General features: G+C 63.4%; 5 protein-coding genes. 1 reads left to right on the top strand and 4 read right to left on the bottom strand.

The annotated features are described in order from the left end of the window. The first annotated feature begins 106 nt into the window (after positions 1–106). Positions 107–1,384: a pectin acetylesterase-family hydrolase gene (locus CMC5_RS17915; RefSeq protein WP_156338685.1), complete on the top strand. Its 1,278-nt coding sequence runs from the start codon at positions 107–109 to the stop codon at positions 1,382–1,384. An 86-nt stretch (positions 1,385–1,470) separates the two neighbouring features. Here CMC5_RS17915 and CMC5_RS17910 read toward each other — a convergent pair whose 3' ends face one another. From CMC5_RS17910 to CMC5_RS17895, 4 genes are all read right to left on the bottom strand, one after another. Continuing rightward, on the bottom strand, positions 1,471–5,655 hold the full coding sequence (locus tag CMC5_RS17910; protein ID WP_050431567.1) for an AAA family ATPase: 4,185 nt from the start codon (positions 5,653–5,655) through the stop codon (positions 1,471–1,473). Positions 5,656–5,912: 257 nt separating this feature from the next. Further along, entirely contained in the window at positions 5,913–6,311 is a 399-nt protein-coding gene (locus CMC5_RS17905) for a nuclear transport factor 2 family protein (RefSeq protein WP_169796575.1), read from the bottom strand. 87 nt (positions 6,312–6,398) lie between these two features. Further along, on the bottom strand, positions 6,399–11,780 hold the full coding sequence (locus tag CMC5_RS17900; protein WP_245678572.1) for a type I polyketide synthase: 5,382 nt from the start codon (positions 11,778–11,780) through the stop codon (positions 6,399–6,401). Positions 11,781–11,817: 37 nt separating this feature from the next. Next, positions 11,818–16,872 (bottom strand): non-ribosomal peptide synthetase, encoded by a 5,055-nt coding sequence (locus tag CMC5_RS17895; protein ID WP_218920282.1) that lies wholly within the window; start codon positions 16,870–16,872, stop codon positions 11,818–11,820. Positions 16,873–16,874 lie beyond the last annotated feature (2 nt).

Genomic DNA, 16,874 nt, shown 5'->3' with positions numbered 1-16,874 from the left:
AAGCTCTCTGCAGGGACGGGCTGCACGAGACTGGCTCGGAAGCGGAATTTTCCGACCTGATCACGCTCCGTTGAGGGCGCTCCTGCGCTGTCCTAGCATCCCGTACATGCTTGCTCCCTCTCCCAGACTCGGATGCTTGCTCGTCCTTTCACTTGCTGCACTCGCCTGTGGAGATGGATCCGTCATTCGTCCCCCCGACGGACCGAATCCAGGTGGTGGCGAAGGGGGTACTGACGAAGGCGGGCCTGGTTCAGGTGGGGCCGGCGAGGGGGGTCACGGAGGGGGGGGTGGGGCAGGGGGAGAGGGAGGAGAAGCCGGCGGAGGCCCGGCTTGCACGCCAGAGGGACCCTTCAATGGGGAACCGATCACCGCGACGGCCGGAGCCTGGACCTGGGTGAGCGTCCCCGAGGCCAGATGCCGTAACCGCTCATCGACGGGCTTCGGTGTGAAGCTGAATCCGGCCTCGGACAAACTGGTCATCTTCCTCGAAGGCGGCGGAGCGTGCTTCAACACGTCGACCTGCCTCGCGAACCCCAGCTCGTACAGCGAGCAGAATTTCAATAGCTGGAGGGGCGGAAACGGCCCAGGGGGAATCCTCAGCAGCAGCAATGCCGACAACCCGGTGCGCGACTGGAACATGGTGTTCGTTCCCTATTGCACGGGTGACGTGCATGCCGGCAACGCCACCGGTCAGAATGTGCCCGGCATCGCGGCTCCACAGAATCAGTCCTTCGTGGGATACGCGAACATCGGCCACTATCTCCAGCGCATCGTCCCGACCTTCACGGAGGTGACGCAGGTGCTGCTCACTGGCGCGAGTGCAGGCGGCTTCGGCGCTGCCTTCAATTACGATCGCGTCGCTCAGGCCTTCTGTCCGCACCCCGTCGCACTCCTCGATGACTCGGGACCGCCCATGGCCGACACTTACATGGCACCGTGCCTCCAGAAGCGCTGGCGGGATCTGTGGAACCTCGATGGCTCTTTCCCGACCGACTGCGCCGATTGCAGCACAGCCAATGGTGGAGGCATCGTCAACCTGGCTTCTCACCTCGGTGCCAAGTATCCGGACGCAAGGCTGGGCCTCATCTCCTCCGACAAAGACAACACGATCCGCACGTTCTTCAGCTTCGGCCAGAACAACTGTGCCAGCATCGATGGTCTCCCGTCGAGCATGTCCAGCGCTACCTATGCGCAAGGGCTGGAGGACCTACGGCAGAATCACCTGAGCGACTCCGCCTCCTGGGCGACGTACTTCATCGACAGCACGACCCACACGTATCTCGGTGGCAATGGCTTTTACAGCACCACGGTGAGCGGAACGGCGCTCACCGACTGGGTAGCCAGGCTGTTCATGGGGGAACCTCCCGGCCACGTGGGCCCCTGACGCCAACCTGACGCCGCAACAGGCCCCGACGAGCCCCTCCCCTGGGGCTCATCGGGGTCCCGCCAGGGCGCAGATCGCCCTGGCGCTCAGATAGTCGGGCCTGCCGACTCCACTAGCTCCTGCAACAGCTTCTCGTTGCGCTGAAGCGCGTCCTCGGCCTGACGCCGTTTCGCGCTCTCCTGCGCCAGTTCATCCCGCAGAACAGTGTTCTGAAGTGACAGGGCCGCCAAGAACTCGAGAAGGGAGAGGCGGCGCAAGATGAATGCGCCGTGGACCAGCCGGTTCTCCAGATACAGAAGACCTCCAACCTCGCCCGGACTCCTCATCAACGGCAGGCATAGAACCGACTTGGGCTGCTCACGAAGGAGATATTCGTCTGCACCGAAGGCATTGCGCTCGGCGAGATTGCTGATCAGCACGCGCTCTCGTGTCCGCTGCACATAATTGATGATCGACATCGGGATGCGGTTCGCCGGAGGTGCCGCACCGCGCTCGAAGACCCGGATGTTGATGCCTTCTCTCCCCACCAGCCCTTCAGCGACCAGTCGCAGCCCATCGCCCGTGAGCAGCAAGCAGCATCGCTCTGCCCCCTCGTGCTCGACGACGAGCCGCATCAAGGACCCCATCATCTCCGCTGGCGTCATGTCGCCCGAGAGCGCTTGAGACACCTTCACGGCCGTCTGGGCGTCCACGGCTTCGGCAGCCATCTTCATCACGCCGTGGCTCGTCGCCCGCCGCTGCTCTTGATCGAGAACCAGGGCGTATTGCTGTTCGAGCTGGCGCACCTTGGCGCTCGCCCCCCAGCGGGAGTATCCGGCCACCGCCTCCCGAAGGTACAGGCCGGGGAGCCCCGTGTAGCCACGGCTCATGTAGAACCGCGCGGCAAACTCACTCGCCAGAGCCTCCTGATGGACGAACCTACTCCGTCGGAACAATGCGATTGCGCGGTCATAAAGCTCGGCAGCGTCGGAGAATCTCTCCTCGATCCTCGCGATCTCTGCCGAGACCAGGGCGTGTTTGCCGGCAAAATTATCCGGACAGTTCTCGGCCCACACCCGCAGGCGCTCGACATACTCGACCAGCGCACGCCGGATATCGGCCTGCACCTCCGCCGAGGCCTCAGCATGATGAGCAGCCCTGGCAAGAGCCGCGTAGTAATAGTACTCGGCCAGCGTCATCATGCCGTTGCCGCCGTCGATGTTCCGCTCCGCGGCCTCCGCGGCGGCGAAGGACTCGGCGAAGTTACCCGCCAGGAAACGCTCCTGGACCTTCATGTTGTAGTAGAAGAGCTTGACGGTCGGGAAGCTCTCCTTCTCCAGGTGCTCTTCGAAAGCCCGCTCCTCGAACCCTTCGCCGTCGAGGGTCCCCAGGTGATCCGACGCTCCACGCATCGCCTGGACGAACCTCTGCATGCTGACCACTGCATCCGCAGCAAAGGCTATCTTCGCCTTCGAGATGTAATCGAGGGCCGCAACGCTCGCCTTGCGCACCTCATCGAGGGGATCGCCGCGCACAATTTGAGCTAGGACGAGCTGGAGGTGATTGAAGCTCCCCCACGTCGAGCTGCCGATATCATTGGCGGCGCGGATGCCATGGCGTGCGTACTCGACGAAGGTGTCCACATGATGTCTCCAGATCGATATTCCGGATGAATACATGTTCGCAACTTCGGGCTTGTAGGCGACCACGTTCCACTTCTCGACGAGGTCGTACCCGAGCTTTCCGAGGTTGTCCCCTTCCTCGAAGGCGCCGAGCCGCAAGCAGAACATCCTTGCGAGGCTCACGAAGCCCATACCCGTCGTGTCCGCAGTCCCGTGCTGCAGGCTGAGCTGGACCATCTGGCACACCAGCAAGTCATTGAGGGTCGGGTCCAGATAGAACGTCGACGGGAACATGACTGCTATCGCTCCCATGAGGGTCGCGGTCAACGGGTCCGTCATTCGCGGCTGCTCCAGGACGTCCGCCAAGGAGCGGTGCCGGAGTGCCTCTCGCACTCGGTGCAGTTCCGACATCACCTCCTCATCGCTCGGACGGCGGTGCAACTCGAGGCCGAGCAGCGAGAGGCACTTCAGGCCGACCTCGATGCACTGCTCGTGCTCCGAGCGCGTCGTGTGGATCTGCATCTGAATCCTGTACGCCGCGACACGGTGGAGCCTTTCCTTCGCACGCTCCAACAACAGCGAACACAGCTCGGCGGCACGCTCGAAATCACCATTCAAACAAGTGCTATCGGCGAGCTCCACATAAAGCGTGAACGCAAAGTCGTCGTCATCGGTCCAGTCATCCTTGATGAGCGCAACACCGGAGGTGAAGTAGCCGACCGCTGCGCCATAGGCTCCTGATGTCTTTGCCTTCTTGCCAGCGCCCAGGTTCAAAGAAGCCACGCGACGCTGTTCGTCCGGATCGGTGATGAGCGAAACACCGATGTTGAGCTGGTTCGTGATCTCGAACAGGCGATTTTCGAGCGCGTTCTCGGGGGTCTGGATCAGAAAGAGCCGCCCGACCCGCAAATGCATCTCGGCACGCTTGTCACGCGGGATGAGCATGTAGGCAGCTTGCTGCACCCGGTCATGGAGAAACTTGTAGGTTCCCCCCCTGCGCGCCACGAGGCCCTCGCGAATGGCTGGGGCCAGGTCCGCGTGTGTCTTCTGGGGGGATTGACCATGGAGACTGGCCAGGACATCGGCTTCGATGCGACTTCCAATGCAAGCGGCCAGCGTGAGGACCCGCTGTGTCTCCGGTGCCAGGCGCTTCAGGCGGCCCAGCACCAGATCGACGACGTTCTCGGTCAGCTCTTCGGCTTCGATCTCCTCGATGTCGTAGCGCCAGGCGCTATGAACCGGATCGACCCGGAGCAGCTTCTTGCGATAAAGCTCCGTCAAGAACTGCCCTACGAAGAAGGGATTCCCTCCAGTCTTCTGGGCCAGCAAGCCTGTGAGCGGCGCAGCATACATCTCGTCGCAATGAAGCGTGTCCATCAGGAGGGCCATGAGGTGCTCGTGGAGCAGTGGACCCAGAAAAATGGTGGAGATGTTGGCACCCACCGCCCGGATGCCATCCAGAACCTCCATCAAAGGGTGCGAGGGACTCACCTCGTTGTCACGATATGCCCCGATGACGAGCAAATGCCTGGACTCCGGAGCAGCAATCAGATGGCGCAGAAGCTTCAAGCTCGCGGGGTCCGCCCACTGCAAGTCGTCGATGAAGAGCACCAGGGGATGCTTGCGACGAGCCACCGCACCAACGAAGGCCTGAAACACACGGAGGAATCGGCTCTGTGCCTCGGCCGCCGGAAGCGGAGGAACAGGGGGTTGCTCGCCGATGACGACCGACAGCTGCGGGATGACGTCCGTGATGAGGCGCCCATTCGCTCCGAGCGCATCCGTCAGTCGCTTTGCCCAGCCGGCCAGTGCCTCGGGGCTCTCGGCCAAGAGCTGGCGAACGAATTCACCAAATGACTGAGAAATCGTCCGATAGGGAATGTCGCGCTGGAGCTGCTCGAACTTTCCCGAGATGAAATTGCCACGCTCACGGACGATCGGTATCTGTACCTCTCGGACCAGCGAGGTCTTTCCGATACCGGAGTAGCCGGCCACGAGCACCAGCTCGGCTGCCCCCGTGGCCACCACCCGCTCGAATGCTTCCAGCAAGGTGGTGCGCTCTCGCGCTCGACCATAGAGCTTCGTCGGGATCTGAAGCTTCTCCGACATGTCAAGGGTGCCAAGCTGGAAAGGCTCAACGACGCCCCGCGCGTCCAGACTCGTGAGGCATCGTCGAAGATCGACGCCCAGGCCCACTGCCGTCTGGTAGCGCCCCTCCGGAGCCTTCTCGAGCAACTTCATGATGATGTCCGCCACGATGACGGGCACCTCCGGCACCACCTCCTTGAGAGGCGTCGGCGCCCTTGCAACGTGGCAATGCACCCAGCCCGGAGCATCTTCTGCCTCAAACGGCAGCTTCTCCGAGAGCAGCTCGTAGAGGGTCACCCCGAGCGAGTACAGGTCGCTCCGTTGATCGATCGCCTGGTCGATGCGTCCCGTCCGCTCGGGAGCGATGTAGGGCAACGAGGCCGGGCTCACCCTCAGCTCGTCGGGAGCGTCCGGGCTAATGCCTCCTGCGACCTGGCTGCCTCGCAGTTCGATCTCACCGGTCTCCGGGCTCACCACGATGTTCGAGGGTTGAATCTCCAGATGCAGGGAGCCTGCCTGGTGAATTCTCGACAGCACCGATGAAAGCTGGACCGCCTGCTCCAAAAATCGACGAAGATCCATGGGGGTTCCTGGTAGACGTGGACGCGACGACCCTGTGGACGCTACTCCAAGCGGGATCCGTGTCAATCCGTTCCGGTGCTGCGTAGAAACACGCCTGGCGAGACGCAGCGACCGATGAACGCTCCAGGATACACCGTTCGTCGAAGAAACACCGCTGAGGCCATGAAATCGGGCGGACTCGACCCCCCCCTCGATCCCGAGCTTCCGGCGCCCCTCTTGTCATCGACACCTCGCCGATGCCACTCGTGCAGGCACGCTCAGGGAGGCGGGATGACCCGGGTCGTGTGGGTGAGCAGGCACCGCCACACATGACCGTCGCGCTCCCACACCGAGCTGAATGCGATTGTGTTATCGGCTTCCAGCCCGCTCTTCAGTGCAGCGCGCGCCCGGTAGACACCGCTGGCAATCACCAGATCGTCCCGGACCAGACGCGCATCGAGACGCTGCATGCTTTGCTCATAAGATGCCATACCGTCGACGAATGCGATATAATCACGCTTACCGCGACTCGTGCCGGTAAAGTCGGTATAGACCCAATCATCCGAGAGCAGCTCGGAAAGAAATTCATAATCTTTTGCCTCCCCCACTGCTCTGGACCACTCCTGGAAACGAAGCGCTATCTCGTCTCTTGCTTGCTCACTGGATATCTTCGTCACTTGACACCTCCTCAACGGCCGTACGCCCCATGCGAGAGGGATCGCCTTGCTGCGCTCACCCCATCACACCGCGACGAGTCTGCGTGTTCACTCCTCATCCTGGATGGCCGCGATTGATTTCTGCAATGGCTGAGCGATGGCGGCGACATTTGGAGGAAGGTTCATGGTGATGTGATTTCCGGGAACTTCGTAGAACGCGACGCCGCCCCGGGCCAGTTCAACCCACCCATTCGATGGGGCGGAAACACTGAGAGTATCGCGCTCGCTGGCCTGAAAGAACAGGACTCGACCCGGGTACGGTCGGGGTGCATAGCTCAACGCGGCTTGCAGGTTCGCCGTCACGATCTTGCGGAAGCTCGCCAGCTCGGGCAATGCCAGCTTGGGAAACATGCGGGAAACCCCCTTCTTGCGACGCAGCACGTGCAGGAGCTGCTCATCAGGAGATAGATCCCGAAATTCTTCGGAAGGAATGGGCAAGCTCGGATCGCCACTGATCAGATAAGCGAGCCGCTCGGTGCTGTCCAGGTGCTGCTGCGGAAGTACGGCCGAGGGTGCAGGTGTATCCATCATCGTCAGGAGTGAGACCCGCTGCCCGCCCGACAGGAGCTGGTGTGCCATCTCGAATGCGATGATCCCTCCGAAAGAGGCACCTCCGAGCATGTAGGGGCCCTCAGGCTGAATCTGCCGTACTGCTTCCAGGTAGCGGGCGGCCATCTCCTCGATACGCGTGAGCGGAGGCCCTTTCCCATCGATTCCCTGAGCCTGCAGGCCATACACTGGCTGCGACGAATCCAGGCAGGAAGCGAGGTCATGGTAGAAATACACATGTCCCCCGACAGGGTGCATGAGGAAGAGAGGGCGCGTCGTCCCCGCCTTGATGAGGACCAGCGAGTCAGGCAGAAGCCGGGCTGGACGGCGTCTCGAGAGGGACGTCGAGGAGGGAGAATCGGATTGCGCGATCAGCTCAGCGAGAGCTGCGACGGTCGGCGCATTGAGCAGGCTGTGCCCCGGCAGGTCCATGTTGACGACACCGCGCAGCCTGGAAATCACCTGAACCGCGAGAAGCGAATCCCCTCCGAGGTCGAAGAAGTTATCGTGCGCCCCGATCCGCTCGATACCGAACAGCTTCTCCCAGGTCTCGGCAATGGCCCGCTCCAGCGGGTCTCGCGGAGCCACATACGCCGTACCGAGATCGGGTCGAGGGTGAACCGATCTCGGAATGCTCTCGGAGTCGACTTCTTTCGATGGGGGAGCGATCGAACTCGCTGACTGACGTTGCCGCGCCACCTCCTCTCGCTTGGCAACGACGACCTGAGGGGTCGGGTTCGTCAGGATGCGCATCCAGGCATCGAGCACCTCTTCCCGGCTCAACACATGCCCGGCGCTCGACGAGACGCCGTGGCCGGACTCCACCCCATCCCCAGGTGTTCTGTCGTCCGAGGACTCCGAACGCTGCCACGGATCCCACTCCACGGCGATGGTGAGCGGCCCGCCCACGGCTGCCTGACGCTGAGCAAAAGCCCCGAGAAACGTGCTTGCGGCGCTCTGGCTTGCCAGGCGCGCACCTCCCAGCACGGCCTGCCGTGAGGCGCAGAGTAGGATGAAATCGGGGCGGAGCCCCCGGAGAGCGTCATCGACGACCACGGCGCCCACCAACTTCGGGGCGAGGACAGCCTCGGCCTCCTCCCGGCTCGTACCCTGGATCGAGCCCGTCCGCGTTGACCCTGCTGCGTGGATCACACCATCAATACGACCGAAATGATCCACAGCTCGACCGACGACCTCTCGCATGTCGTCGATCCGGGTGACATCCGCGCTCATGCAGACGACTTCGACCCCCAGACGCTCGAGCTGAAGGACCGTGCGGATTTTGCGGCGCAGCTGCGCACTGGCCTCCTCTTCACTCGAAGCCAGTTCCTCCCACATCGCGCGCGGAGGGAGCACCGTCCTGCCCGTGAGAATCAGCCGCGCGCGTGCCACGCGTGCGAGGTGTTCAGCGAACGTGGAACCGAGGAAGCCAAGCCCGCCGATGATGAGGTAGACGCCTCCCTCGCGAATACGCGACGGTAGACCATCCGGCCGGTCCATACGCGCTGGCTCGTAGGTACGAATCCAGCGCTCACCATTGCGATAAGCAATGATCGATTCAGTTCGCTCCAGGCTCACCTCAGCAAGGATCTGATCGATCAACCTGCCTTCTTGAAGCGTTCGCGGCTCCGGCAGATCGACATCGATGCTGATGCAAGAGACGTTACCATACTCCCGTGAGAGCGCACGGCATGGACCAAGAACCGTTGTTTTCTCCGGACAGAGCGCCGCCCCCTCCGTCACCTTGTGCATGTAGCTGGTCACCACGCCGAGCCGCACCTCCTCACGCGCGCCGACCTCACCCAGCGCCTGCGCGAGTGCCATCAGGCTATGAAACCCGAATACTTGTGCGGCCTCCGCGCGCGCGGCGTCGAGCGGGGCGCGCGTCGGCGTGGTGACTCCCCAGAGGAACAGGATCATCGAGGGGACCCGCCCTGCTCTTCGCAAAGCGCCGAGCAGCGAAGCATGGTCTGACGCGCTGGTCGGGTCGACGGTGAAGGCCGTCGCGCCCTCGGCGGCAAAGCTTTCGCCGGGTCGCACCAGGATCACCTCATACCCGTCCCGCCGGAGGCGCATTTCCATGCGAGCCCCGAGCCCATGGCTGTCGGCGTACAGAAGGCAGCAACGACCATCCCGCGGCTGCGCCGAACGCTTGACGGATCCTGACAGTACGGAGCGCTTCCACGCAGGTAGCTGAAGCAAGCCGGGCATGGCGGGAGCTGGCCGAGCTGGAGGGCGTACCGCGCCAGAGAGCGGCTGTGGGGCCTCAATCCAGTACCGGTTTCGCTCGAACGGATAGGTCGGGAGAGGGACGCGACGGCGCGGCTCGTGTGTATGAAAGCCAGCCCAATCGATGCGGATCCCCGACAGCCAGAGCTGTCCGAGGGTCTCCAGCAGGAATCCAACGTCGGACTGGGGGTGCTGGGGTTGCCTGATCGAGGAGAGCACGACCCGCCCGCTCCCCCTGCTCGGGTGTTGCCTGGCGAGCGTCGAGAGCACCCGGCCTGGACCAATCTCGAGGAGTGCGCGTGCCGGATCGACGAGCACCTCCCCGAGACCATCCAGGAAGCGCACGGGCTCCCGCAGGTGCCTCGCCCAGTACTCCGCGCTCTGCGCCTCACCGGAGGAGAGCCATGATCCGGTGACGTTCGAGACGATGGGAATCTTCGGCGCCAGACGAGGGATACGACGCAGGACCGCGAGGAACGGCTCCAGCACCGGCTCCATCATGGCGGAGTGGAACGCGTGTGAGGTCTGCAGCCATTGGCACTCCACGTCACACTCCACCAGCAGCCGATCCTCCAGCGCGCGCACCTCTTCGATCGGTCCAGCCACAACGCAGGCGGACGGAGAATTCACGGCCGCGAGCGATAGATTGCCGAGAAAAGGCTTCAGGTCGGCTTCGGGCAAAGGAACGGACAGCATTGCCCCGACGGGCATCTCCTGCATGAGGTGCCCGCGCTTGGCCACGAGGGTCAACGCATCGGAGAGTGAAAACACGCCCGCGATGCATGCTGCGACGTATTCACCCAAGCTGTGCCCGATCATCGCTGCCGGTTTGAGCCCCCATTCCATCCACAGGGTCGCAAGCGCGTATTCGATCACGAAGAGCGCGGGCTGCGCGAGACGGGTCTGCTTCAGCATCTCCGCCGCCCACGCCTCACGCGAGGGCTGCGGGTAAAGGACATCACGAAGGTCCAACCCGAGCTCCGGCTGGAGCATGGCAGCGCAGAGGTCGATACCCGCACGGAATGTTGGCTCACGCTCGTACAGCTCCTGCGCCATACCTACGTACTGTGTCCCCTGCCCGGAGAACATGAACACGACGGGTCGGTCGATGGACTCCTCGAGCTGAGTGAGCACACGCCGATCCCCGAGCGTCGACAGCAGCGTCGCAGCCTCCTCCGCGTCCTTGCAAATGAGCATGCGTCGGTGCGGGAACGCTTTCCGGCCCACCTGAAGCGTGAAGGTCACGTCAGGCAGGCTGACATCGGGCCATTTCCGGAGATACCCCACGAGGTTCTCGGAGACGCTGTCGAGCGCCGTTCGTGTCCGCGCGGACAGCAAGAGCAGCTGCCAAGGACGCCCTCCTGGAGCAGCAGCGGCATGGGGAGCCTCTTCGACCACGACATGGGCGTTCGTGCCTCCGATCCCGAAGGAACTCACCCCGGCGCGACGAGGGTTGCCTGTGGATTCCCACGCCCTCAGCTCGGTGCTGACCTTGAACGGGCTGCTGGCGAAATCGATCTCCGGGTTGGCCCTCTTGTAATGCAGGCTCGGTGGGATCTCACGGTTTCTCAGTGCCTGGATCACCTTGATGAGACCAGCGATTCCAGCCGCGACGTCCAGGTGCCCGATGTTTGTCTTCACCGAACCAATGGCACACCACCCATTGCGTCGGCCCTCTGAACGAGCACGAAACGCCCTGGTGAGTGCAGCAATCTCGATCGGATCGCCCAGACGTGTCCCGGTACCATGCGCCTCCACGTAAGAGATCGTCTCCGGGTTCGTTTCGGCCATGGCCAGCGCTTGTGCGATGACCTGCGCTTGCCCCTCGACCCCTGGTGCGGTGAAGCCAATCTTGGCAGCCCCGTCATTGTTGACGGCCGAACCTCGGATGACGGCAAGGATGTGGTCACCACTATCGAGAGCATCCTCCAGCCGCCTGAGCACGACCACGCCGGCCCCATTTCCCACCACGGTGCCCTGGGCTTCGGCGTCGAACGCACGGCAACGCCCGTCAGGGGAGAGGATCATTCCGTGACGGTAGAGATACCCAGAACGTGTGGGCACATTGATGGCGACGCCGCCCGCGAGCGCCATGTCGCACTGATACGTGAGCAAGGCCTGGCAAGCCATGTGCACGGCCACCAGCGACGTCGAGCACCCCGTCTGGACGGTCACGCTCGGCCCCCTCAAATTCAACTTGTACGACGTCCGCGTGGTGAGAAAATCTTTATCGTTGGCCAGGAGTATCTGATACTCCATGGCCCGCATCAGATCGTGATTGGGATAAAGGTTGCTCAAGAAGTAGGTATTGTGCCCGCTTCCTCCGCCATACACGCCGATGCTGCCATTGAAGCCATCGGGGTTGTATCCGGCATGCTCGAGCGCCTCCCAGGTGCATTCGAGAAAGATACGATGCTGAGGATCCAGGATCTCGGCCTCTCGAGGGGTCATCGAAAAGAAGGCCGCGTCGAACCATTCCACACCATCCAGCACGGCCCGGGCCCGGACGTAGCTGGGATCCGAAGCTATCTCGGGGGGAACCCCCGCCGCTGCGAGATCCTGCTCCGAGAGCGGGACGATCGACTCCACCCCGTCACGAATGTTCTGCCAGTACGCCTCGGCGTTCCTGGCGCCCGGAAAGTTACAGGCCATCCCGATGATGGCGATGTGATCCTCGGGGACCGGTTGCTCAAGCGGATCCATGTTGCTTGCTCTTGGCCTGGGCAGCCAGCTTCTTTCGTTTCAGCGTGTCCCGCTGCTTGAGGGCGCGTACGTCGGCGTCGGCGAGACTGCCCTCCTCACGGCTGCTGGCCAGGAAGGAAGCGAGGGCACTGATCGTGGGGCGCACGAACATGTCGAGGATGGTGATGTCCCGGTGGAGCTGCTCTCTCACGCGCTCGTGGAGACGCATCAGGAGCAGCGAATGGCCCCCGAGATCGAAGAAGTTGTCGTGAACGCCGACGCGCTGCAAGCCGAGCACCTCCTGCCAGAGTGTGGCGAGTCGCTCCTCCAGAAGGCTCCGCGGCGGGGCCGAGGGGTCCCGCTCGGCCCGTGAAAGCTCGGGCTCTGGCAAGGCGTGGTGATTCATCTTGCCGTTCGCCGTGAGAGGAAATGCCTTCAGGGGCACGATGCTCGAAGGGATCATGTGGTCGGGGAGACGAGTCTGGAGGTGGTCGAGAAGTACCCTCCCGATTCCCTCATGGACCTCCTCTCCGCTCCTGGAAGTCACGTAAGCCACCAGTGTCAGGTTTCCTGACCGATCTGGTCGCGACACAACAAGCACCTCACGGACGGAGGGGTGGCCCGAGAGGACCGCCTCGATCTCCCCGAGTTCGACACGGTACCCGCGCACCTTCACTTGATGATCGAGGCGACCGAGGAACTCGAGCCGTCCCTCCGGCGCCCAGCGGACACGATCACCCGTCCGGTAGAGGCACCCTCCCTTCCCTTCGCCTGTCGGATCGGGAACGAACCGCTGCGCCGTCAGATCGGGCCGTCCCAGATAGCAGCGCGCCAGCCCCCCACCCCCGATGTAGAGTTCACCGGGAACTCCCACGGGGACCTCGCGCAGATGAGCATCGAGGACGTGCACACGGGTGTCGGGTATCGGCACTCCGATGGGAACGCTCTGTTGCACTGGCTGGAGCACCTGGAAGCAGGAGGCGGTGCTCGTCGCTTCGGTCGGACCGTAGGCATTGACCAGGATGCACGACGGCACCTCGGCCAGAACCCGGTTGGCGTGGGATGGTGAAAGCGGCTCGCCGCCAACGATCACCTGGCGGAGACCTCGCAAATGACTGATCTGCTCGTCCACCAGCACGTGGAAAGCGCTGGCCACCATGAACAGGGTGGTCACTCCATGCGCCTGAATCGCCTTTCCGATGTCCATCAACGAGGCGGGCAAAGGGGGCAATAGCACCAGTTTCCCCCCATTGAGTAGCGCAGACCAGACCTCGAGCTGTGCGACATCGAAGGAGATAGAGGCCAGCTGAAGGACGGCATCCTCGGAGGTGAAATGCGCGTAATCGACGTCTCTCACGAGACGAACCACGCCCCGATGGGGGACGGCCACCCCCTTGGGCTGCCCCGTCGAGCCCGACGTATACATCACGTAGGCGAGCTGTGATGCTGAAACATCAATGCACGGGTTGTCTCCACGCTCTCCGGCCAGCTCATGCCAGTCCGTGTCGATGCACAGGACGCCCTTGTGTGCCCCGGGCAGTGCCGCGCCCAGGTGTGACTGCGTGAGGACGAATTCGACGCTCGCATGCTCTCGCATGAAGTCGAGTCGTCCTGTGGGATACGAGGGGTCGAGAGGCACGAAGGCCAGCCCTGCTTTGAGCACCCCCAGCAGAGCGATCACCATCTCCACGGATCGATACATGCAGATGCCCACACGGGCCTCCGGCGCGATACCGAATCTGAGCAGGTGCCTTGCCAGCTGATTCGCTCGTCGATTCAGTTCGGCATAGGTGATCGAATTCACGCCATCAGCACCGCCATCACGAATGACCGCGATGGCATCGGGTGTGCGCGCGGCCTGCTCCTCGAAGACTTGGTGGATGCAATCATGCACGTCATCACGTGGTGGAGAGGAGCACCACGCTCGGAGCACCTGCTGCTCGGCTCGTGTCAGAAAAGGCACATCCGACAGACGCCTGTCCACGGCTCTCGACATTCGATCGAGAAGCGTCTCGTAGTGCATCGCCATTCGACGAATCGTGGCGTCGTCGAAGAGATCGAGGCTGTACTCGAAGCGACCGACGATGCCTTCCGGCCTCTGGTCCAGCTCCAGCGTCAGATCGAACTTGGCTGCCCCCGTGTCCACGTCGAGCTGGCTCAAAGTCCACCCCGATTCGAGTGCCGGGGTGGGGGGCTCCAGGATGAACGCGACCTGGAACAGCGGGTTCTGTCCCGCTACCCGTCTCGGTTGGAGCGCTTCCACCAGCATCTCGAATGGCATGTCCTGGTGCTCCATGGCCCCGAGGCACACGCCTCGCACACGATCCAGGAGCTCGCGAAACGTCGGGTTCCCCCTCATGTCGGTGCGAAGAACGACGGTGTTCAGAAAATACCCGAGCAGTCCCGCCATCTCCGGACGGCTGCGGCCGGCCATGGACGTCCCCACGACCACCTCGTCCTGGTACACATACCCCTGAAGCAGCGCCTTGAACGCCGCGAGGAGGACGACGAACAGCGTGACCCCCTCCCGCCGCGCAACCTCCCCCAGCCGAAGCGAGAGGTCCGCCGACAAAGCGAGGCAATGACGGGCGCCGCGAGGGCTCGCCAGGGCCGGGCGAGGTCGGTCCGTCGGCAGCACCGTGGTGGGAAGATCGGCGAGCGTCCTCGTCCAGTAATCGAGCTGTCGGGCGAGGGAGGCCGTCCCTTGCTGCTCTCGTTGCCATTGCGCCACATCGGCGCACTGGATCTCGATCTCCGGGAGAGGCGACGGCTCGCCAGTGGCAAAGACCCGATAGAGTGCCCAGAGCTCCCGTGGAAGCACCTCGGCGAGAGAGATCCCATCGATCACCAGGTGATGCACGGTCATGAACAGGACGTGCTCCGCCTGGCCGAGCCGGACCAGCAACGCTCGAAAGAGGGGCCCTTGCTCCAGTTCGAACGGGCGACGAGCTTCGTCGGTCGCAAGTTCGAGCGCGCGCTCCCAGCGCATTTCACCTGCGAGGCCGCTGAGATCGACCACGGAAAGTGGGACCGGGAACGGAGATCCGATTCGCTGCACCGGCTCGCCGCTCAGGCTGGTGAAGGTCGTCCGCCATGACTCGTGACGGCGCACCACCTCGTCAAGTGCGCGTCGAAGGGCCGCGGTATCGAGCACTCCTGGCAAGCGAAGGGTGAACGGTTCGTTGTAGAACACCGCTCCCTTGTTCATCATGGCGTGCAGCCATATCTGCCGTTGCCCGTGGGAAAGGGGCAGCGGCGCCTCTCGCTTCGCCCTTTGTATGGGCACCGTCGTACCCGTCGTGCCCCCGACGGGTACGCCTACCAGGGTACGCGCGAGTTCTGCCACCGAGCGGGCCTCGAACAGCCGTGAGAGCGGAATCTCGACGCCGAGAGCACGGCGCAGCCGGGGCAAGACCTTGGCAATCAGGAGAGAATGCGCCCCGAGCTCGAAGACATCGTCGCCCACGCGGACACGCTCCACACCGAGCGCCTCGGCCCATACGGCAGCAAGCGTCGCTTCGACGTCATTGCGCGGAAGGCCTTCACCCCCGTGCTCATCCCACCGTGCCACGTCGATCAGGGCGAGTGCGGCACGATCCACCTTGCCACCAGCCGTGAAGGGCAGTGCATCCTGCACCATGAAGACCGACGGGACCATGGGCTCGGGCAACCGCTCCCCCAGAAAGCGGCGCCATTCCTCCACGAGCTTCCGATGACGGTCGAGGGCCTCGGCATGGGTGTCCGGGAGTACGTGTTCCCGCCCCGTTCTGCCACGCTCGACGCGAGCAACCACGTGGGCCACGAGTCGGTCGCGGCGAGCCCCGCTGCTCCCCACCACGACTGCAGCAGCCTTCACCGCGGGATGCCTTGCGAGGACCGCTTCGATCTCCTCCAGCTCGATCCGGTGCCCGCGAATTTTCACCTGGTGGTCGACCCGTCCCAGGAAGTGCAGCGATCCATCGTGTGTCTGACGGACGAGATCCCCCGTGCGATAAAGCCGCCCCCCGCCTTCTGCGCTGAAGGGATCGGGGATGAACCTGGATGCCGTGAGTCCCGGCCGTCCCAGATACCCTCGAGCGACCCCTGGACCACCGATATAAAGTTCTCCTGGCATTCCCTGTCGAACGGGACGCAATGCATCGTCGAGCACGAAGGTCGCCGCATTGGGTATGGCAATACCGATAGCGGGATCTCCACCCGAGCCATCGCATTCCGCCATCGTGGTGACGCACGAGGCCTCGGTCGGGCCGTAAGCATTGAAGAGGTGGCGCCTTTTCGCCCACCGCGCCGCCATCTCTCCGTGGCAAACCTCTCCGCCGACGAGGAGCGTACGGAGCGCTGGCAGCGACGCCTCGACCCCTTCCGGCAAGGCAGCGAGCACACTGGCCATGAACAGCGCAGCGGTGATTTCCTCTGCGCGTAGCAGCTCGGCGAGCGCGGGCCCTGGCATCATCGCAGCGCGCGTCCCCATCACCAGCGTCGCTCCACGCGTGAGCGCCATCAGGATTTCCCACACCGAAGCATCGAAGGCGAGCGAAGCGAACTGCAACACGCGGCTGCCTGGCCCCACGTCGAAGCGCGCTCTCTGGGCCAGCGCCAGATTCGACACCCCACGGTGCGTCACCTGGACGCCCTTGGGTCGACCTGTGGAGCCCGAGGTATAGATCACATAAGCGAGCTGATCGGGCTCGACCTCCTCCGAAAGGTTCTCACCACTGCAGCGCGCGACGGTGTCACCATCTTCATCCAGGAGCACCACCGTTGCGCCGTGACGCGGTAGCGAGTGCAGCAACCCCGCCTGCGTGAGGAGCACCGAGACCCCCGCGTCCTCCAGCATCAATGCGACCCGCTCTCGCGGGTAGGCAGGGTCCATGGGGACATAGGCAGCCCCCGCCTTGAGCACTGCGAGCAGACCTACCAACGCCTCGACGGAGCGTTCTGCGTATAGTCCCACGAGCTGCTCAGAATCGACGCCGAGCCCTCTCAGGTGATGGGCGAGCCGGTTCGCGCGGCGGTTCAGTTCGAGGTAGGTCAGGCGCTGTGTCCCGAAGGAGACAGCCACCA

The sequence above is a fragment of the Chondromyces crocatus genome, from assembly GCF_001189295.1.
Lineage (GTDB): Bacteria > Myxococcota_A > Polyangia > Polyangiales > Polyangiaceae > Chondromyces > Chondromyces crocatus.
Note: the sequence above shows the minus strand (reverse complement) of the source record. Positions and strands in the feature narration are given on the sequence as shown.

Coding starts and splice junctions, on each gene's coding strand:
- CMC5_RS17910 (WP_050431567.1), bottom strand. CDS start 5,655: ATGGATCTTCGTCGATTTTTGGAGCAGGCGGTCCAGCTTTCATCGGTG.
- CMC5_RS17915 (WP_156338685.1), top strand. CDS start 107: ATGCTTGCTCCCTCTCCCAGACTCGGATGCTTGCTCGTCCTTTCACTT.
- CMC5_RS17900 (WP_245678572.1), bottom strand. CDS start 11,780: ATGGCCTGTAACTTTCCGGGCGCCAGGAACGCCGAGGCGTACTGGCAG.